18 protein-coding genes are annotated in these 20,073 nt (G+C 65.8%); 11 read left to right on the top strand and 7 right to left on the bottom strand.

Annotated elements, in window-relative coordinates; all coding sequences use genetic code 11:
- Positions 1-5 precede the first annotated feature (5 nt).
- From ASF58_RS08410 to ASF58_RS08420, 3 genes are all read left to right on the top strand, one after another.
- Entirely contained in the window at positions 6-857 is an 852-nt protein-coding gene (locus ASF58_RS08410) for an outer membrane beta-barrel protein (protein WP_055950280.1), read from the top strand.
- Positions 858-1,006: 149 nt separating this feature from the next.
- Positions 1,007-1,936: an outer membrane beta-barrel protein gene (locus ASF58_RS08415; protein ID WP_055950283.1), complete on the top strand. Its 930-nt coding sequence runs from the start codon at positions 1,007-1,009 to the stop codon at positions 1,934-1,936.
- A 75-nt stretch (positions 1,937-2,011) separates the two neighbouring features.
- Positions 2,012-2,254 carry a hypothetical protein gene (locus tag ASF58_RS08420; protein ID WP_055950287.1) on the top strand — a complete coding sequence of 81 codons (243 nt, stop codon included), beginning with the start codon at positions 2,012-2,014 and terminating at the stop codon, positions 2,252-2,254.
- A gap of 6 nt (positions 2,255-2,260) precedes the next feature.
- On the opposite strand, the gene ASF58_RS08425 is transcribed toward ASF58_RS08420, so the two are convergent.
- Positions 2,261-2,809, bottom strand: coding sequence for an HNH endonuclease (locus tag ASF58_RS08425; protein ID WP_055950293.1), 549 nt, complete (start codon positions 2,807-2,809; stop codon positions 2,261-2,263).
- A 575-nt stretch (positions 2,810-3,384) separates the two neighbouring features.
- On the opposite strand from ASF58_RS08425, the gene ASF58_RS08430 reads away from it, so the two are divergent.
- Both ASF58_RS08430 and ASF58_RS08435 read left to right on the top strand, forming a co-directional pair.
- A complete protein-coding gene (locus ASF58_RS08430) occupies positions 3,385-6,057 on the top strand; it encodes a DUF3772 domain-containing protein (RefSeq protein WP_244477235.1) in 2,673 nt (890 codons plus the stop codon).
- A gap of 60 nt (positions 6,058-6,117) precedes the next feature.
- Entirely contained in the window at positions 6,118-6,585 is a 468-nt protein-coding gene (locus tag ASF58_RS08435; RefSeq protein ID WP_055950298.1) for a CAP domain-containing protein, read from the top strand.
- A 182-nt stretch (positions 6,586-6,767) separates the two neighbouring features.
- On the opposite strand, the gene ASF58_RS08440 is transcribed toward ASF58_RS08435, so the two are convergent.
- Together ASF58_RS08440 and ASF58_RS08445 are read right to left on the bottom strand one after the other, a co-directional pair.
- The gene (locus ASF58_RS08440; protein WP_055950302.1) at positions 6,768-7,601 is read right to left on the bottom strand and encodes a flagellar motor protein MotB; all 834 of its coding nucleotides are present in this window, start codon (positions 7,599-7,601) and stop codon (positions 6,768-6,770) included.
- 33 nt (positions 7,602-7,634) lie between these two features.
- A complete protein-coding gene (locus ASF58_RS08445) occupies positions 7,635-8,408 on the bottom strand; it encodes a MotA/TolQ/ExbB proton channel family protein (protein WP_055950305.1) in 774 nt (257 codons plus the stop codon).
- A gap of 237 nt (positions 8,409-8,645) precedes the next feature.
- On the opposite strand from ASF58_RS08445, the gene ASF58_RS08450 reads away from it, so the two are divergent.
- Entirely contained in the window at positions 8,646-10,421 is a 1,776-nt protein-coding gene (locus ASF58_RS08450) for a glucan ABC transporter ATP-binding protein/ permease (protein ID WP_055950308.1), read from the top strand.
- Between the two features lie 170 nt (positions 10,422-10,591).
- On the opposite strand, the gene ASF58_RS08455 is transcribed toward ASF58_RS08450, so the two are convergent.
- Complete coding sequence (locus ASF58_RS08455) at positions 10,592-11,413, bottom strand: transglutaminase family protein (RefSeq protein WP_055950313.1); 822 nt, start codon at positions 11,411-11,413, stop codon at positions 10,592-10,594.
- Positions 11,414-11,546: 133 nt separating this feature from the next.
- On the bottom strand, positions 11,547-12,431 hold the full coding sequence (locus tag ASF58_RS08460; protein WP_055950316.1) for a YihY/virulence factor BrkB family protein: 885 nt from the start codon (positions 12,429-12,431) through the stop codon (positions 11,547-11,549).
- Between the two features lie 144 nt (positions 12,432-12,575).
- Between ASF58_RS08460 and ASF58_RS08465 the strand changes: the two genes are divergently transcribed.
- Entirely contained in the window at positions 12,576-13,448 is an 873-nt protein-coding gene (locus ASF58_RS08465) for a DMT family transporter (RefSeq protein ID WP_055950319.1), read from the top strand.
- A 211-nt stretch (positions 13,449-13,659) separates the two neighbouring features.
- Complete coding sequence (locus tag ASF58_RS08470; protein ID WP_055950322.1) at positions 13,660-15,342, top strand: acyl-CoA dehydrogenase family protein; 1,683 nt, start codon at positions 13,660-13,662, stop codon at positions 15,340-15,342.
- Positions 15,343-15,448: 106 nt separating this feature from the next.
- On the opposite strand, the gene ASF58_RS08475 is transcribed toward ASF58_RS08470, so the two are convergent.
- On the bottom strand, positions 15,449-15,631 hold the full coding sequence (locus ASF58_RS08475; RefSeq protein WP_055950325.1) for a hypothetical protein: 183 nt from the start codon (positions 15,629-15,631) through the stop codon (positions 15,449-15,451).
- A gap of 103 nt (positions 15,632-15,734) precedes the next feature.
- Complete coding sequence (locus ASF58_RS08480) at positions 15,735-17,009, bottom strand: glycosyltransferase family 4 protein (protein ID WP_055950327.1); 1,275 nt, start codon at positions 17,007-17,009, stop codon at positions 15,735-15,737.
- A gap of 142 nt (positions 17,010-17,151) precedes the next feature.
- On the opposite strand from ASF58_RS08480, the gene ASF58_RS08485 reads away from it, so the two are divergent.
- The 3 genes from ASF58_RS08485 to ASF58_RS08495 all read left to right on the top strand — a co-directional run bounded on the left by ASF58_RS08485 (position 17,152) and on the right by ASF58_RS08495 (position 19,946).
- Complete coding sequence (locus tag ASF58_RS08485; RefSeq protein WP_055950330.1) at positions 17,152-18,405, top strand: glycosyltransferase; 1,254 nt, start codon at positions 17,152-17,154, stop codon at positions 18,403-18,405.
- 127 nt (positions 18,406-18,532) lie between these two features.
- The gene (locus ASF58_RS08490; protein WP_055950333.1) at positions 18,533-18,895 is read left to right on the top strand and encodes a phasin; all 363 of its coding nucleotides are present in this window, start codon (positions 18,533-18,535) and stop codon (positions 18,893-18,895) included.
- Between the two features lie 268 nt (positions 18,896-19,163).
- Positions 19,164-19,946, top strand: coding sequence for a hypothetical protein (locus ASF58_RS08495; RefSeq protein ID WP_055950336.1), 783 nt, complete (start codon positions 19,164-19,166; stop codon positions 19,944-19,946).
- Positions 19,947-20,073 lie beyond the last annotated feature (127 nt).

A 20,073-nucleotide genomic window follows, 5' to 3' on the forward strand; every position in this document is an offset into this window, starting at 1 on the left:
CCGTCATGGCCGCATTCAGATTTCGCACCGTCACGGCTTTCGGATTCATGCTTGCCGCGCAAGGGCAGGTGGCGATCGTTCAGGCGGCGGATCTCCGATTGCTGCCGCCGACATCCGCGCCCGTCGCCATCGGAGAGGGGTGGTACCTCCGAGTCGACGCGACGGTCAGCGACTATGCGCGCCCACGTGATGCAACGTCGGCTCCGTCTGATGGAAGCCCGCTGGTTCCCCTCACACGTCTGAATCTCGACACGGCCCCTGGCTACGGCGGTGGCGTCGGCTACCGCATCACCGATTGGCTTCGCGTCGACGCAACGATCGATCAACGGACCCCCTCGCGCTACAGCGCCTATTCTTCGGGCTCTGGGTTCGTCACCGGCTACAATATCGAGTCGGGTCAACTCGACATTCTCACGGGGCTGGTGAACGTCTACGCTGACCTTGGAACCTGGTGGGGCCTGACGCCCTATATCGGCGGTGGCATTGGTATTGCGGACAAGCACTTTGCCAAGGCCTACACTCAGACGACCTGTATTCTCGAATTCTGTGACAACAATCCCGGGACCGGTTTGCGCGACGTGGTGCGTCGGCCGAGCCGTTCGGTGATGTCAATGGCCTGGTCGTTGACGGGCGGCGTTGCCTACGAGATCGGCGGTGGCCTGAGCCTCGACACCAGCTACCGTTACGTCGATCTTGGTCGCGCAAAGACGGGGCGCGACACCTTTGGTTTTGATTCGCGTTTGAAAGACCTCGCCTCGCACGAGGTTCGGGTTGGCCTACGCTACAGCTTCGCTAGCGGCTTAGGTCGTCTCCCCGGGCTCACCAGCGTGACTTCGTCCCAAAATCCCTACGAGTGACCCTCAAGGAGAGGGCTGCGCTGCTTCGGTAGGCCGAAGGTATTTTCTCGGAAGCGTAGTTCAACGGATTATTAAGGTTACCCAAGTAAAACTAAACTTACAGGCTCGGCCCCCCAAACCATCGGCCTGACGCCCTGAGGACGATATCAATGCGTACCGTAACCCTTGCGCTCATGGCTAGCTTTACGCTCGGCGTCGTTGCCCCGGCGCAGGGCGCAGACCTAGATTATGGGGTTCTTCGCGGCGCTGATTACGAACCCGAGGTTCAAGTTATCGATTGGAACGGCGTCTATTTCGGCGGGCACGGCGGATACACGTCGACATCCCTCAATCAGAACAACGTGTTCCAGAAGATGCTCGCCGAAGAGTTCAGGGTGCGCGACATCGAGAGCCAATTCAGTGTTTCGTCCTTCCTTACCGCGCCTTCGGCCCGCATAGACGGAGCAAGCTACGGGGCCTTTGCCGGCTTCAACTATCAGTTCGACGAAGTCGTAGTTGGCATCGAGGCCGACTACACGCGCTTCAACAGAGCAGGCCAAGTCAGCAACGGTATCAGTCGTATCATGACGACCACCGGCGGCATGACCGAGGTCGTTAACTTGATGGGCCTTTCGTCCACGAAGATCGAGGATTACGGAACCATCCGTGCCCGCGGTGGCTGGGCATTCGGGAGGTTCCTGCCCTTCGTAACGGCCGGGCTCGCGATTGGCCGTGCTGCTATCACCGATACGGTCGCCGTACAAAACTACGGCTACAACTCTCAGACCTATGCGTCCAACTTGACCGCGACAGCACCCGCCTACGTCGTCAGGCATGATTACGCGAGCTTCAATCCTGCCTATCCCGGAAATTATTCATCCCCGTACGGCCAAGTTCAGACCGCTCCCAATGCGCCCTACACCATAGGCAAAACCACGATCAAAACGGTCGGCGGATTGGCCCTCGGAGGCGGATTGGAGTTCGCTGTCACGGAGAACATTCTGGTTCGTGGCGAGTACCAGTACGTTCAGTTCAACGATTTCGACGGACACAAGGTAAACCTGAACACGGTTCGTGGTGGCGCGGCCGTGAAGTTCTGAGAGTCGTTAACAGAACGCTGGTATTTCACAGTCTAGCATCACCGCTCGGCGGATCGACCGGCCGGGAGTTCGTTGATGCATCGCCTCGTCGTCATTGGTTGCGCTGTGGTCGTGTCCATGGGCGTTGACCCAGTCCAGGCGGGCGGTGAGCCGACCGCCGCGTACAAGTGCTTGGTTCTACCGCCCCACATCGCTTATCGCGACCCAGCCTACGTTGCTCGGCAGCGCCCGGTCGTCTTGATTCCGATCCGTCGCTTGCCGCGTTCCCTGGCATTGCCGCTCTACAACGAGCCGCCCCCGCGCTTTCAGGCGCTCTGACCGTATTCAGGTCTCCAGCTCGGTATCCCAGTAGAGATAGTCGAGCCAGGTGTGGTGATACTCCCGGTGATCGAACTCCGGCTGACGGCGGTGTAGTTCGTGCCGCGTCGGACGGTGCGGCTCGTGGAGCAGCGGCATGTCCGCTTCCGCCGGAGTGCGATTGGCCTTGCGCAGATTGCAGGGGGAACAGGCCGCAACGACGTTCTCCCAGCTCGATAGGCCGCCGCGGGACCGGGGCACCACATGGTCGAAGGTCAGGCCGCCCGCCGGAAGGCGCAAGCCGCAGTACTGGCACGAGAAAGTATCGCGCAGGTAGATGTTGTAGCGGGTGAAGGCCGGGCTACGCGCCAGCGTCACATAGCTCTTCAGGGCGACAACGCTGGGTACGCGCAGTGAGCGAGACGGGGACCGGGCCTCGACGTCGTAGCTGGCCACGAGCGTCACTCGATCGAGGAACAACGCGGTGAAAGCGTCCTTCCAGCACCACAAGGAAAGCGGATTATAAGAGAGCGGCCGGTAATCCGCATTCAGGACAAGCGTTTGAAGATCCAGCATCGGCGCTACCCTCTCGACGGGTCAACGGAGGGACAACGCGCAGGAATCGGTGAGCGCGTCGTCCCAGGTTGGTGAAAGATCAAACATCTCCGCAACCCGGGGAGTCGTGACACAGCCGGGGATGGGGATAGGGACCAGCCGCTCCGAGAGCGCCGACGAAGGGCAGGGGAGCCGGTGTTTGGCCAAAAGCCGTCGCATCGGGCGGAAACGCCCGGTTCGTGGCGACGCTCATCGGCGCGGATGGTCGTCGCCACCTCCTCGCACGGGAACGAAAAGGCCAAGTCCATCGGCGCTTAGTCTAATATCAGCGTGACACGCTTGTGAAGGTCAACCCGGCTTCCCACGAGGTCGCGCCCACAGGTCGGCAGCCACGTCGGCTGACCGCCTGAATCTGCGGTACCGTCAGCCTTTCGCCCCATTGCTCGGCGATGGGGCTGTTCCTGGTCGCTCCCCGTCCTTCCGGGTCGCGCAGATTCTGCTCGTGCCGTTCAGGCATGCGGGTTGCCAGCGGCCCAACGAGGCGAGGCGCGACGACGCGCCATGACCGCGCTATGGCTCAGCGCGAAAGGATCATCATGGGCGATTTCCCGACCGGCCAAACGACCCGTGGCATTCGAAGGGCGGCACTGATCGCCGCATGGCTCGGCGTCTTGGTCTTGGCCCCCATGGGTGCAGTGGGGCAGGGCACGCCGACGGCACCGCCTGCGGCGGTCCCACCGAAAGCTGCCCCAGCCACTGCGCCGGCGGCTACCGCAGATGGCAAGCCCGCCCCAAAAGCGGTGGTACCGAAGCCGGCCGTGTCGGAGCAGATCCAGAACGTTCGCGACCAGCTCGACAGTGCCAAGGTCGATCTGGAGCAACGCGAAAAAATTCTGACCGGACCGCATGTGGGAAGCGGCGACCTGACCCGTGCCCGCGATGGCATCGAAGCCATTGCAGACAAGATCCGCCACGTCATCGACATCACCACCCCGCGCCTTGAGGCGGCTCGCGAACGGCTGACACAGCTCGGTCCGAAACCGAAGGAAGGGGAGGAGGGCGAGGACGTAGCGCGCGAGCGGACGGAGCGGGAGCACGCGGTCGCGGAGATCGACGAAACGCAGCGCCTCGCCCGCTCCCTGCTGGTTCAGAGCGACCAGATCGTCGATCAGGTCTCGAACCGCCGACGCGCAGCGTTCACTCGCGGCCTGTTCGAGCGCTCGACTGCCCTCGTCAGTCCAGATCTATGGATGCGGATCGCAGCGGACATCCCACGCGACATACGCGCATTGCAGAGCGCCGTGGAGGATACGGCAGACCTGTTCGCCCGCAACGGCACCATCGGAAATCTGCTGCTGCTCGGGATCGCCTTCGGCATCTCGATTGCCCTGTATTTCGGGCGCCGCAACATCGCCCCGCGCCTCGGGCGGCGCGATGCCAAGGCCGTCGATCCCTCACAGCGCCGGAAGCTCCTCGCCGCTTGGCGGGTGTTCCTCCTTGGCACCATTCCGGCCTTCATTGGCAGCTACGCGGTCTATTACGCCCTCGACGCCACCGATCTCCTGCCCCTGCGCCTGTTGCCAGTGGCGGGCGCCATCCTGGGCGGCCTCGCCTTCATCGCCTTCGTGGAGGCGCTGGCGGACGCTCTGCTCTCTCCCGACAAGCCGTCCTGGCGCGTTGCGACAATGAGCGACGCCGCCGCTGCGCGGGTGACCCGCCTGGCCGTCGGCATCGCCATCGTCATCACGGTGGTTAAGTCGATCGAGGCGCTGAATTCGGGTATCTCCGCGGCTCTGCCCATCTCCATCGCCACCCGCGGTATCGGCGCGCTCGCCACCGCGCTGATCCTCGCCATCGGACTGCACCGCTTCGCCGATTCGGCTGAGCAGGAGGAGGCGTGTTTCGGCCCCTACGTGGCCCCGGAAGCCACCACCGGGATCGGCGGCCCCGCGCGCCTTCTCGGCTGGGCGGCCGCGGTCGTCATCGCCATCGCTCCCATCGTCGGTTACGTGGCCTTCGCGGCCTTCGTCATCGATCAGCTCGTCTGGACGGCGGGGCTCTTCGTCCTACTGTTCCTGCTGATCTCCAGCGCTGATACCTTCATCGGGGGGACCCTCGGGGACGATACCAAGATCGCCACTGCGCTCCAGGCCAATACGGGCCTACGCAAACGCTCAATCAATCAGATTGCCGTGCTGGCGACCGGCCTTGCGCGGGTGGTGCTAGTCCTCGTTGCCGCGCTGCTCGCCCTAGCCCCCTGGGGCCTCGACTCGACCGACGTGTTCAGCTCGGTCCGCAGCGCCTTTTTCGGCTTCAAAGTCGGTGACGTGACGATCTCGCTCTCGACGATCGTCCTCGCCATTGGTCTCCTGCTCCTTGGCATGGCGGTGACGCGCGCGATTCAGCGCTGGCTCGAGCAGACCTACCTGCCGGCCACTGACCTCGACGCCGGCCTGCGCAACTCGATTTCGACGATTGCGGGTTATATCGGCTTCCTGCTCACTCTAGCGCTTGCATTTTCCTACCTAGGCCTCAGCCTGGAGAAGCTCACCATCGTGGCCGGTGCCCTCTCCGTCGGTATCGGTTTCGGCCTGCAATCCATCGTCAACAACTTCGTCTCTGGCTTGCTTCTCCTCTGGGAGCGCCCGATCCGCGTCGGCGATCAGGTCCTGATCGGCGACAGCGAAGGCATCGTAAAGCGCATCTCGGTACGTTCGACCGAGATCCAGACCTTCGATCGCTCGGCCGTAATCGTACCGAACTCGAATTTGATTTCCGGTATCGTGAAGAACCGCGTCCGCGGCGATCGGACGGGCCGTGTCAGCATCACGGTCAGCGTTCTGCGCAACCAAGACCCCGTCCACGCAGCCGAACTCCTGATGCGCTGCGGTCAGGCCCAGCCGGACGTGCTGAAGGAACCGCCGCCCCGCGTCGTCTTCCGCAAGATCGGCGATCCCTTCCTGGAATTCGAGCTGATCGTCATGATCGTCGATGTCAGTCTGGGCCTGAAAGTGCAGAACGATTTGAACCTTACGGTCTTTCAGACCTTGTCGCAGGCTGGAATGATCCCCGCTCTCGGGCCGGGGTCCAGCGTCGTCACCGTGCAAGGACTGGATTCCTTCCAAAGTGCGGTTGGGCAGATCGCCAGCGCGTTCACCCAACCGCAACGCTCTGCTGATCAAACCTCACCGCAGCGTGTCGAGGAGCGGTTCGACGAGGCCGAGCCTATGCGCTCCGCGGAGGTGACAAGGCGGCGCGCGGGGAGTTGACGCGGTACGTAGGGAGACGGGGACGTGGGGCGTAGAACGGTACTGGGTTTTCCCACCGGCATGGCGGTTGGTCTGACGCTGCTCGCGGGCTGCGCCACCCAGGAGCCTGTCAACGCCACGCTTCCCAGCCTCTACTGGCCGATGACGACGCAGTCGGCGCAGGTCGATACGGCGACGGCCCGCGACATGATCTCGGCCTACCGCGCTCGAAACGGAGCAGGGCCGCTGCGCCTTGACCCCGAGTTGCAGAAGCTCGCGGAGACGGAAGCAGCCGCGATGGCCGCGGCCGACCGACCAAGCCGGGCTCAGACCGTCAAGAATGCAGTCGAGCGGCTCGGCTTCCAATCGGCGGAGGCTAACCTGTCGGCCGGTTACCACACCCTGGCCGAGGCGTTTTCAGGATGGCGTGACAGCCCGGCTCACAACGCCGCGATGCTGGCAACCGGTGCTCAGCGCATGGGCATCGCGACCGCCTACGCGCCCGGGTCAAAGTACAAGGTCTACTGGGCGCTCCTGTTGGCCCGCTAGACGGCGTTTATGCACGCCTGTCCCGGCCGGATGTTGGCTTTACCGTCAGACACGAAACTGTAGGCGCATCTTCGGAGGGGTTCCCGGACGGTTAGCGGACGGAAACTTCACCGTTGCGGATGACGCCGCCCGATCCGACCGGCCTTTGAGCCAAACTCTGCGCGCGGCGCATCCTCGGCGGCTCAGGGAAAATTCTTCATCCGAGGCGTCGGCGATGTTTCGCTGAGGAGGGTCACGGTCACTCGGCGGTTGGCCGGGAGGTAGGGATTATCCGGAAACATGGGCTCCGTGTCGGCTTTCCCGGTTACGGCTGCGAAACGGTCATCGGGAACGCCGCTGCCGGCCAGAATTTCGCGGACGCTGATCGCGCGGTTGGCCGAGAGCTCCCAGGGTGGAGCCGGAGGTCGCGTTCCGGGTCTCTCCGTCGCGGTGTAGCCCGTGATGGCGATACGATTGGGCATCTTGCGCAGAGTTCCGGCGACCCGCTCCAAGAGGCGTCGGGTACGGGCATTGGGCCGACTCGATCCATCGGGAAACATTGAAGCGCCGTCCTGATCGACAATCGAGACGTCGATCCCGCGCTGCGAGGGAGCGACGATGATGTTCTTCGATAGCTCGGCGACCTCGGGCATGTCTTGTAACGCCTGCCGCAGGCTTGCTGCGGCAAGACCGGCACCGTCCGGGTAGCCCTTGTCCGGCATACCCTCGTCAACGTTGCCGTCGACCGCAGGTGGGGTGGTGTGATCGGTAGCGAGGTCAGGGGGAATGTCGCGTTTGTACTTGACCTTGTCGGCGTGGGCGAGGCCGTCCTTCTCGATAATGCCAGCAAAGCGCGACTCCTTGTTGACGCCGAATGCGTCTCGCATGGAGCCGGCCACCGCCTGCATCTTCTTCTGGTCCTGGGTCGAATAGGCGGCAATCATCACGAAAAAACTCATGAGAAGTGCCATCAGGTCGGCGAAGGTCACGAACCACCCGTGGCCACCATGCGCGCCGCCGCGCTTCTTCTTAGCCATCTGCGCCGTCGCGCGTGATGTGGGTGGACGCCATTACGCCGGCTCGGCCACGAGTTCGTCGCGGTGGTTGTGCGGCAGATAAGCGATCAGCATCTCGCGCACCAGTGACGAGCTCTTCGCGTCGCGGATCAGGAGGATCCCGTCGATGATGAGCGAGCGCGACACATCCTCCTCCTCCAGCTTCACGTGAAGTTTGTCAGCAAGCGGCAGGGTGATCATGTTGGCGATCAAGGCACCGTAGAGCGTGGCGAGGAGGGCGGTCGCCATGGCCGGGCCGAGCTTCGAGGGGTCCGACATGTTGGCGAACATCGTCACCATGCCTAGGATGGTTCCGATCATGCCCCAGGCGGGGGCGCAGTCTCCGAAGGCACGGTAGATCTTCGAGCCTTCGTCGAGGTGCATCAGGAAGTTGTCGCGGTCGCGCTCCATCGTGTCGCGGATGAACTCGCGGTCATAGCCATCGGCGATGTAGCGCGCGCCCTGGGCCAGGAAGGGATCGGAGATCTCCATGTTCTCCAGCGCCATCGGGCCGGATTTCCGCACCACATCAGCGATCTTGGTGATCTCCTCAATGAGGTCGCGGGGCTTGATGGCGCGCATCGAGAAGGCATAGCGCAAGCCCATCGGCAGCCCGTGCATCATCGTCGAAAAGGGGAAGCGCATCATGGTGGCGGCGGTGGCCCCGCCGAAGATCACGATGACGGCGTGCTTATCGAAATAGGCGGCGAAGTTGCCGCCATCGATCATGATCAGGACGAAGACGACGCCGAAGCCACCGACGAGGCCGATACCGGTTGCGAGATCCATGATCACTCGAGCCTGGGCGGCTGCCCGCATGCCGCGTTGGCGCCACAGGACGAGGCGCCGTCCCCACCGTTACGGATTCAGGTTGAACGAACCGTAAAAACCCTGGCCAAACGCTACGCGATCGCGTCATGCACCGTTCAGGGAGGCCACGACATAAGGCACGGAGCGCCAAAGGTTTGGCCGCCTCTGCCGGGAAGCGTCGTCGCAACCCGGTCCGGCATCGGAGCACACGGTATCATGTCGTTGGTTCGTCTCTACGCGCGAGTCATGGGTCTTCTGGGCACCGACCGCCGCTTGGCCGCTGTCCTGGCCTGCGCGAACGTGGCCCTGGCGGTAGCAGCCTTCGCCGAGCCGCTGCTGATGGGCCGCATCATCGACCAGCTGACGCATCTCAAGAGCAGCACCAACGCCTTCACCACGCTGGCGCCGCTGATCGGCGCCTGGGTGGGCTTCGGACTGTTCACGATCGCGGCCGGCGTCACGATCGCGCTGCATGCGGACCGGCTTGCCCACCGCAACCGCTTGTCGGCCATGGCGAATTACTTCGAGCACGTGTTGGAACTGCCGCTGGCGTTCCACTCGTCGAACCATTCGGGTCGCGTTCTCAAGGCGATGCTGGAGGGCTCGAATGGCATGTTCTGGCTCTGGCTCGGCTTCTTCCGTGATCACTTCGTGGCCTTTGTCTCGCTCATCGTCCTCCTGCCGATGACCCTGTTCGTGAACTGGCAGCTCGGCTCGATCCTCGTTGTGCTCGTCCTGGCGTTCACGGCCCTGACCACGATGGTCATGCGTCGCACCGAGACCCTCCAGGGGCGGGTCGAGGCCTATCAGTCGGGTCTGGCCGAACACGCCTCGGATGCCCTCGGCAACGTCGCGGTCATCCAGTCCTTCACGCGCGCCAAGGCCGAGAAGGACGCGATGCACGACATCATCCGCAACCTGCTCGCTGCGCAGATCCCGGTCCTGTCTTGGTGGGCGCTTGCAAACGTGGCCACGCGCGCCTCGGCGACTCTGACGATGACCGCGATCTTCATCACCGGCATCGCCCTCCATCAGCACGGTCAGGCCAGCGTCGGCGAGGTCGTAGCCTTCATGAGCCTTGCGACCATGCTGGTTTCACGTCTTGACCAAGTTGCCACCTGCATCAACGGCCTGTTCCAGCAGATGCCCAAGATCGACGAATTCTTCGAGATCCTTGACACGACGCCGGCGGTTCATGACCGCCCGGGCGCCCAGCAGGTCGCACGGTTCGACGGCGAAGTGGCTTTCCAAGGTGTCGGCTTCTCCTACAACGCCCGCCGCAAGGCCTTGGAGGATGTCTCCTTCATCGCGCGGGCCGGCGAAACCGTCGCTCTCGTCGGCACCACCGGTTCGGGAAAGTCGACGACGCTCGGCCTTCTCCACCGCGCCTTCGACCCCGACCACGGCGCAATCCGCATCGATGGCACTGATATCCGCGACATCGGCCTGTCGTCGCTGCGCCACAACATCGGTGTGGTGTTCCAGGAGCCGATGCTGTTCGCCCGCTCGATCCGCGAGAACCTGCAGGTCGGCCGCCCCGACGCCACCGATGCCGAGATGCTCGACGCCCTCGAGCGGGCTCAGGCCAGCGAATTCATGGCTCGCCAAGCGGATGGCCTCGACACGGTGATTGGCGAGCGCGGACGCTCGCTCTCTGGCGGCGAGCGCCAGCGCCTCTCGATCGCCCGCGCGCTCCTGAAGAACCCGCCGGTGCTGATCCTCGACGAGGCTACATCCGCCCTTGATGCCACCACCGAGCGCAAGCTGCAGGGTGCCTTGGAGGCCGTGATGGAGGGCCGCACCACCTTCGTCATTGCCCACCGTCTGGCGACGATCCGTAACGCCGACCGTATCCTCGTCTTCCACGAGGGCCGGATCGTCGAATCGGGTAGCTTCGACGATCTCGTCGCGCAGAACGGACGTTTTGCCGATCTCGCCCGAGCTCAGTTCATGGCGAGCGCCGAGCCGGAGGGTATGCCGCTCGCGGCCTGATCCACGCGACGCAGGTCGACAAGAGAAGCCCTCATCCGGCACTCGGGTGGGGGCTTTTTCTTTTAAAACAAGGTCTTCGGCAAAGACTTGGAGGAGATAGACCCACGCCGCCATTGTGACCGGACGGCTATCAGGTACGGTCCGATGACCACCCAATCCGGTGCAGGCGATCAATCCGCCGCAGACAACGCCGCATCTTCCGCCCAGACCCGGAATTTTGTCAGACGGTTCGATCCGAAGGTGTGGGTCAGGGGTACGTCCGCCGCATCGCGCCCGCGTGCCACTAGGATCCGGCCCCGACGAGGGGCATTGTTGCGCGGGTCGAAGACGTGCCAGGCGCCGCCGAGGTAGACCTCGGTCCAGGCGGCAAAATCGCCTGGAGCATGCGGTTCAGGCTCTCCGATGAAGCTGAGATAGCCAGTGCAGTACCGAGTCGGGATATTTAGGGCCCGGCAAAAGGCGACGAACAGGTGGGCATAGTCGCGGCATACACCGCGCCGACTCGCGAAGGCGTCGGCAGCGGTGCGGTCGACGTGGGCATACCCGTAGCCGAAGGTGATGTGGTCGTGGACGAAGTCGCAGATCGCCTGCACGCGCGACCACCCGGGGTCAAGGTCGCCGAACAGTCCCCAGGCCTCGTTCGAAAGCAGGTCGGATTCGCAATAGCGGCTCGCCACGAGGAACGGCAAAGCCTCTTCTGGTAGATCCTCGACCGCGTGCTCCTCGGCTTCCGGCACGACTGGATCCAGGGCGCCGTCATCCTCAGTTTCGGCATGAACGCTGAGGGTCAGGGCGCCCCCGGGAGCTACGAAGCGCACGGTCCGATTGCCGAAGACATCTCGGAAGGTCCGCAGGGGCAGCGGCGGATCGAGGGTGAGCACGTCCGGCGGTACGGCAGCCAAGCCGTTCGACGGATAGGAGTTCAGGCGGGCGATCACGGGCGTCGGCTGAGGGAAGTCATAGCCCATCTCGCAACCGAACCTAATTCGCATCGAAGCTCCCCCGGGCCGCCCGCCGCGCCGCCGCCTGCGCCCTCACTGCCCGCGCTCGGACCGAGACACTAGGCCGCCAGGGTCACAGACGGATGTCATCGCGCGCCCTGCGCGCAGATGAAGCAGTGCAGGTTCAGAGCCCCCGGGCCCGCGCCTGCTTCTCCTGCATCCGCGCCTGAAGCCGCACGCGTCGCGCTGCAATGACGGTGCCATTGATCTCACCGCCGAACAGGAACATCGCGGCTAGCCAATAGAGGAACACGAGGAACACCATCGCGGTGGCAAGGCCACCATAGGTGGAGGCGTAGGCGTTGGAGAAGCGGTCCAGGTAGTAGCCGAACCCGAGGCCGGCCAGAAACCACAGCAGCAACGTCACCGCGATCCCGGGAACCACTGCCAAGACGGAGCGACGCCCTGTTGCCACAAACTTATGAGCGATCACCAGCACGGTGAGGAGCAGGAAGGCCGTGATACCGATCCGTCCGATCGCGACGGTCAAGCTGAGGGGCTCGAGCCCCGGTGCCACGTTGATGACTTTGCGCCAGATCAGCGGGCCCAGCACTACAAGGAGCGCAAAGGCCAGCATCGCGAAGGCGCCGCAGACGACGTAACCGATAGATTCGAGACGCGTCAGCCACCAGGGCCGCACCTCGCGCAGGCCGTAGGCGCGATTCAGCCCGACGCGCAGGCTCTCCACACCCGAGGATGAGAAGTACAGCGCCAAAAGCGCGCCGAGAGTGAGCACGCCGCCGCGTTGCTCGGTCAGCACCCGGTGCACCTCGTTGACGATGGGTTTGGCCACCTCGCGCGGCCAGGCATCGAAGATGAGGACGCTGGCTTCGTCGGCGAGCGACTTCGTCCCGAACAGGCCGGCCAGGGCCGCGAGCAGGATCAGAAACGGAAACAGCGCGGTCAGACTCGAGAGAGCGATGTGGCTGGCGATGGCCCAGCCGTCATGAGCGACGAAGCGCAGGGCGGCGACGCCTGCGATCTCGAAAGGCTTGCGGAGACGTCTCACGGGGCGGGGGGTCGTCCTCGAACGGGGCAGGCGGGTAGGCGTGTCTTCTAAACGCAACGCAGCCTGTTCGCGCAACGTACCGTGCGTGACCCAGCGCCGTACCCGCTTGAATTCGACACGGCCGTGTGATGCGTGGCTGCCATCATGCCCGCTCCCGCTCCGTTCCTCGTTCCCGCCCTGTTCGTTCTGATCTGGGCGACGGGCTTCGTCGCGGCCCGCTTCGTGGCTCCCCATGCCGAGGCCTTCACCTTCGTGGCAATCCGCGTGGTCGCAGTCGCGCTCGTGCTGGGGGGCCTCGCTCTCGTGCTCCGCGCACGCTGGCCGCGTGGCCGAGCCGGCTGGCTCCATGCCGCGTTTGCGGGCGTGTTGATGCAGGGGATCTACGTCATCGGCGTGTTCTGGTCGGTGCAGCATGGTTTGCCGGCGGGCATCGCCGCCCTGGTCGGCAGCTTTCAGCCCCTGTTGACCGCGACCCTGGCGGGGCCCGCCCTCGGAGAGACCGTGAGCCGGCGACGTTGGTTCGGCATCGCGACCGGTTTCGCTGGTGCGCTCTTCGTCCTGTTGCCGAAGATCGGCGCATCGGATTCGGCCGGCATCCCGGTCGCGGCTCTGGCTGCCTGCCTCTTCGCGATGGCGGCGATGACGGGTGGCACCCTCTTGCAGAAGCGATACGGGGCCGAAGGTGACCTCCTCAGCAATGCCGCTATCCAGTTCGTGGGGGCCGCTCTCCTCGCCGTACCGGTCGCCCTCATCTTCGGCACCGGTGGCTTCGATGCGTCCACCGCCCTGTGGCTCGGCCTCGCTTGGTCGGTCCTCGTCAACTCCGTCGGAGGTATCCTGCTGCTGCTCTTCCTGATCCGTCGCGGCGCGGTGGCGGGGGTCGCCGCGCTGTTGTTCCTCGTCCCGCCAGTCTCAGCGGCGATGGCCTACGCACTGTTCGGCGAGGCACTTGCGCCGATCCAGATGGGCGGCATGGTCATTGCCACCCTGGGCGTCGCGCTCGCCAGCCAGGGGTGATCGACGGGTTCGGCGATCGACTTTTTCTTTGAGAAACATCTCAATAAAATTCATCATCCCTCGAATAGCAAAGAGAAATCACGGCTTTTCGGCTTGGCGCATAATGAATTCAGGCGGGATAGTGCCGCAGTGCGGCGAGACGCCTCTACAGGCGCAGCAAACCTGCCTATAATGAACTACAAACCCCCATTCCTTTGCCAGCGAGCTTACCATGTCAGCCTCCCCCGTCGTCTCGACCGAACCGCAGGATCTCGTGACCCTGGCCCGTGATGCGGCCGAAGCCGCGAAGGGTCTTGTCGCCGAGGCCACGCGGCGCGTGCGCGCCACGATCCTGTCGGACGAGGGCAAGATCTCGGCCGAGAAGATGGAGATGCAGCAGCACGCCACGCACGGCCTCGCCTGGATCGCAACCTACGCCGAGGGCGTGCGTGAGCTCGGGGCCTACGCCCAGCGCCTCACGGAGAGCGGGGAGTTCGGCGAGACCGAGAGCCTCCTGGTCCGGATCGGCCTCGGTGAGTACCTCGATCAGATGTTCTCCGGTATCCCGATGAGCCAGGGCGAGATGGTGCGACCCACCGGCTCCCTGGGCCTGGGCGCGCGCGAGGTCGCCAAGTTCCGTACCGAGGCGGTGGAGACCCTGATCGCCGAAGGCAACACCCCCGAGAACCGCGCTGCCCTCGTGGCCCGCATCCGCGACAATGGCGGCGCGGCCACCATCGGCAAGTCCGGCCTCGACGAGGACATGGAAGCGATCCGCTCCGAAATGCGCCGCTTCGGCCTTGCCGAGGTCGTGCCACATGCTCACGAGTGGCACAGCCAGAACGCCTACATCCCGATGGAGATCGTCACCAAGATGGCCGAACTCGGCGTCTTCGGCCTGACGATTCCCGAGGAGTACGGCGGCATGGGCCTGCCGAAGATCTCGATGTGCGTGGTCTCCGAGGAATTGTCGCGCGCCTATATCGGTGTCGGTTCCCTCGGGACCCGTTCGGAGATCGCCGCCGAGCTGATCCTGTGCGGCGGCACCGAGGAGCAGAAGCACCGCTTCCTGCCCGGCATCGCTTCGGGCGACACCCTGCCCACCGCCGTGTTCACCGAGCCGAACACCGGCTCCGATCTCGCGAGCCTGCGCACCAAGGCCGTCAGGGACGGCGATGTCTGGAAGATCTCGGGCAACAAGACCTGGATCACGCACCCGGTGCGCGCCGACATCATGACCTGCCTCGTGCGCACCAAGCCGGAGGAGAAGGGGCACAAGGGCCTGTCGCTCCTCATCGCCGAGAAGCCGCGCGGCACCGATGCCGAGCCGTTCCCGGTCCAGGGGCTGTCCGGCGGCGAGATCCACGTGCTCGGCTACCGCGGCATGAAGGAATACGAGCTCGCCTTCGACAATTTCGAGGTCCCGGCCGCCAACCTGCTCGGCGAGGTCGAGGGCAAGGGCTTCGCCCAGCTGATGCAGACCTTCGAATCGGCGCGGATCCAGACCGCAGCCCGCGCCATTGGCGTGGCGCAGAACGCCCTCGACCTCGGCCTGCGCTACGCCGAGGAGCGGGTGCAGTTCGGCAAGGCCCTGATCAACTTCCCCCGCGTGGCCGACAAGATCGCCATGATGGCGGTGGAGATCAACATCGCCCGGCAGCTGACCTACTTCTCGGCTCGGGAGAAGGACGAGGGCAAGCGCTGCGACCTCGAGGCCGGCATGGCCAAGCTCCTGGGCGCCCGTGTCGCCTGGGCGGCGGCCGACAATGCCCTGCAGATTCATGGTGGTAACGGCTTCGCGCTGGAATACGCGGTGAGCCGCGTGCTCTGCGACGCGCGCATCCTGTCGATCTTCGAGGGGGCCGCCGAGATCCAGGCCCAGGTCATCGCGCGCCGCCTGCTCGAAGCCGCCTGAGCCGCGAGGACCGGCACCGCGTTGCGAGGCCGATGACGCGAGACCGCCGGGGCGATCCGATCGCCCCGGCGGTCTGGTATTCAAACAGGGTGTCGTCGAGGTCGCGCTACTTCGTGATCTTGACCGACACGGGGTCGCTCGACGGGAAGGTCTCCTCGAGGGCCTCGTCGAGGCGCTCGTCGAGTTCGCCCTTCTGATTCTCGGGACGGTTCCTGTCGGATCCCTTCGGGGCTGCCTGGCCCGTGGTGGAGATGATGTCGGTCTCCGGCGTCTTCTGGTGATCGGCCATCCTGGGCACTCCTTCGGTTCGTAGGTCCGCGCCTGCGTCGGCACATCGTCCGGGACAACGCCGCGGGCGCGTCCGGTTTCCATGGACGCGCCGGGATCCGCCCTCAGGGGGCTGCCGGGATCTGCGTCCGGGTCGCGGCCCGGTCGGGGCGGGCGGGCGCCGTCCGGGCCTCCCGCAGGACGAAGTCGTAGACCTGCATCAGGCGGTCGAGATGCGCATCCGACGTCAGGGGTGAGGCCCAGTAGCGTTCGTAGGCCGCCCGGCTCATGCGCTCGGCGAGCGCATCGTCGGAGAGCCGGACGAGGTGCGCGGCGAGGGAATCCGGGTCGCCCGAGCGGAACCAGAAGCCGGTCTCGCCATCCTCCACCGCCTCCCGGCCGGCGCAGGCATCGCTGACGATCACGGGCGCGCCGCAGGCGAGGGCCTCGTACACCGTGAGGGGCTGGCCCTCGTACCAGACGCTGGGAAAGACCAGGGCTCGGGCCCGTCGCATCAGGGCCTGGACGCCGTCCTCGTCGCGCCAGCCCAGCATCACCGCCTCCGGATACCGGGCCGAGAGATCGGCGCGGGCCGGCCCGTCCCCGACGAAGACCGGCCGGATTCCGGCGCGGCGGGCCGCCTCGGCGAAGATCGGCGCGCCCTTCTCGGTGGAGATGCGCCCGACGAACAGGAATTCGCCCGGCGGCCCCGAGCGGAGAGGGGCCTTGTCCACCGCGATGGGGTTGTCGACCCGGTGGAAGCGGGTCGCGCTGGGAAGATGCGGGGCGACCACCCGTTCCTGCAGGGCGCTGAGCGTGACGATGTGCGGGAACAACGCCTTGAGGCCGGCCACATGCTCGAGGCCGAGGTGGCGCACCACCCGCAGCAGCTTGCGCGGGTAGCTGCGGGCATCGCAGTTCGTGCTCAGGCAGCCCAGGGACATCGGCGTGCGGTGGCAGATCCGGGCGGCCGGATACTCGTAGAAGCCGCCATTCGGGCAGACGAGGAAGAACTCGTGCATCGTGTAGAGCAGCGCCAGACCGGACGCCGCGAGGCTGCGCCCGATCGAGGGCGAGAGCGCCTTGGCGAAGGCATGGACGTGGACGACGGTGTCGCGCGGGTCGAGGCCCTGCAACGCCGCGGCCAGGCGCCGGGCGGCCGGACGGTTCCAGATCGCCTGGGCGGCGAAGGCGAGCTTGTTCGTCGTCGTGCCGATATCGTCCTGACCGAGGCAGACCACGCGGATTCCGGCGGCCTCCAGGCGCGGATCGGCGGGACCGACCGCGGCGAACACCGTGACGCTGTGGCCCCGCGCGCGCAGGCCGAGCGCGGAATCCAGGGCCACCTTGGCCTGTCCGCCATTGATGAAGGCATGGTCCACGACGAGGACGAGGTGCATGGTGGACAGTCCCGGCCAACGACGAGGTCTTCGCCGATCTTTACCGAACGTACGTTGATCGCCGGTAAATCCGATCTCTTGCGGTGGTCGTCGGACGAACCGCTTCGAATTCCTCGGGCATCGACACAGTCTCGGACCTCACATGCAGATCGTCGTGTTGGCGGAGTTCGCGGTGGCGAGCGGCGGCGCCGAGAAGGTGGCCGTCGAATCGGCACGCGGCCTCGCCGAGGCCGGAATCGACGTGACCTACATCCAGGCCATCGACGGTCCGGTGGATGCCCTGCTGGCGCATCCCCGCATCCGTCGAATCGGCCTCGGCAACACCGACATCTGGCAGCGTCCGGCGCATCGCGCCGCGTTCACCGGGCTCTGGGACGCGGAGGCCGCGGCCCGTCTCGGAGCCGCCCTCGACGCGTTGCCGGTGCGGCCGGACCTGATCCATCTCCATCAATGGACGCGCAGCCTGTCGCCGAGCGTCTTCCCGGCCCTGTTCGCGCGCGACCTGCCCGTCGTCACGACCCTGCACGACTACTTTCTCGCCTGCCCGAACGGCGTCTATTATCGCTTCGATCAGGCCGAACCCTGCGCGCTGAAGCCGCTCTCGGCCGCCTGCATCGCAGCGCCCTGCGACGGCCGGAGCCGGCTCCACAAGCTGGTCCGCGTCGGACGCTCGGTCTCCCTGCGCGCCGCCCTGAAGCACCGGCGTCTCGACGTCATTCATGTCTGCGACGCGAGCGTGGCGCGCATGGGAGCGCTCCTGGAGGGCCTTTCGGTCACCCATCACCGGGTCGACAACCCGGTGGGCGTCACGAAGCAGGGGCCGGCCGATCCGGCCCGGGGCGATGCCCTGGCCTATGTCGGCCGCCTGACCCGCGAGAAGGGCGTCGACCTCGTCGCGGACGCCGCCCAGGCCGCCGGGCTTCCGGCCCTGTTCGTCGGCACCGGTCCCCTGGAGAACGAACTGCGTGGGCGCCCCGGGGTCGAACTCGTCGGCTGGCAGACGCCGGAGGCGGTCTGGGCGCTGCTGCGCCGCCGGGCCCGGGCGATCGCTGCGCCGTCACGCTGGTACGAGACCGGGCCGCTGACGGTCTACGAATCCCTGGCCCACGGCATCCCGGTCCTGGCCTCGAACCGCTCCGGCGCGTCCGAGAAGGTCCTCGACGGGGTGAACGGTTATTCCGTTTCTCCGGAGCCTGAGGCCTGGGCGCGGGCTGCCGCCACGCTCCACGACGACGCCCTTCTGGCCCGTCTCGGCGCCGCCGCGCATACCCGCTACTGGGCGAGCCCGATGACGCTCGGGGCGCACACCGATGCGCTGATCGCGGTCTACGAGCGCATCCTCGCGACGCGGGCCGTCGCGCCGGAGCACGCCCGGGCCATCGCGCCGGCGGCTTGAAGACGGCGCCGAAACTTGGCAAAATTCTGCAACTTTCGAGATCCGTGATCTTGACGCAGATGTTGCACCGCAACATAAGTCTCTCGCACTGCATTGAATGAGTCGATGCACAGTGGAGAGAAGCCAGATGACCGGTCAGACCTTCGAGATCCCCGCCGAGATGCGCGCTTTCGCCGAGAAGGGCGTCGATCAGGCCCGTACGGCCGTGAGCAGCTTCATCGGAACGGCCGTCAAGACGGCCGAGCAGATGCAGACCACGTCGAAGTCGGTGCAGGAATCCCTGCAGACCGTCGTCGCGAAGGGTCTCGACCAGGTTCAGGAGAACGCCGCCGCGACGTTCGACTTCGCGCAGAAGCTGGTCCGGACCCGCGACGTCCGCGAGGCGATGGCGTTGCAGGCCGAATTCATCAGCAGCCAGATCGCCAACCTGCAGGCGCAGGCCAAGGATCTGGGCGCCGTGGCCCAGAACACCCTTCGCCCCTCGGCCTGAGCCCGGCCACGGACTCGCGACCCGCGGACGTCGCCGTCCGCATCGTTGGGATTCGCGGACGTCACCGTCCGCATCGCGGGGCGCCGGCCGTGTGCGCGGCGCCCCGCAGACATCCCGCCGATTCGGGCTATTCTTCCCCTGACGTCGTTCGTCCCCCGAAGCGGCAAGGAGACACAAAGCCATGGCCAGACGGCGCAGAACGCCCTCCAAAGCGCAGGACCGAGCCGGAACGCTGCCGCAGACCGCGGCCAGCCAGGAGGATGGGCCGATGAACACCGACATCGCACAGGCTGTCGCGGTTGGTGATCCGAAGGACTCATCGGGACAGGCATCCTCAGGGCAGGAATCCTCAGGGCAGGAATCCTCAGGGCAGGACTTCTCGGGACAGGACTTCTCGGAGACGGAATCCCCGGGATCGGAGCACGGGCGGAACATCCATGACGCGCTCCTCGAAGGCGTGTCCCCGGGCGCGCTGGCGACGGCGAGCGACAGTGATGGCGAGCCAGCGCCCGTCGTGACCGCGTCCGCTCCGGCGACGACCGAGCCCGCTCCGGCCGCGACCGAGCCCCCGGACCGCGTCGCGAATCTCACCGTGGTCCCTGAGGAGACGGCGGCACCGGCCGCGGGCGTGCGAGAAACCGTCGAGACCGCGACCGACGCCGTCGAGACCGTCGTTCGGACCCTGCCCGCGACCATGGCCGAGCCCCTGCCGGCGGCGATGTCCGCCCGCGAAGGCTCCCCGGCTTCGTTCGGCACGAGCGCCGAACGCGCCCTGTCGCCACGGATCTCCGAGGGGCGGATCTCCGGGGTGCGGATCTCCGGGGTGATGGGCGAACTCGGTGAGGTGAACACCACCGTGCTCAGCTACCTGCGCGGCGAGGGCGCCGCGGCTCTGGCCCACTGGCAGGCCCTCTCGGGGGCCAAGAATCCGGCTGATGCCATCCGCCTCCAGGTCAGCGAGATGCAGCGCGCGGCCGACGCGTCGCTCAGCTGCTTCGCGGCCCTCGCCAGGCGCGCCAGCCGGTTCACCGGCACGATCGGCCGGCGCTGACACATCCGGCGCCGGCGCCCCTCGCGCCGGCGGCCCGACCCGTCTAGATATCCCGGAATCCGTCGCGGCGCCGTCCCAGACCGGGGCAGGGCGCCGCGCCCTCGTTCCGGGAGTTTCCATGCCGCGC

The sequence above is a fragment of the Methylobacterium sp. Leaf125 genome, assembly GCF_001423085.1.
Classification (GTDB): Bacteria; Pseudomonadota; Alphaproteobacteria; order Rhizobiales; family Beijerinckiaceae; genus Methylobacterium.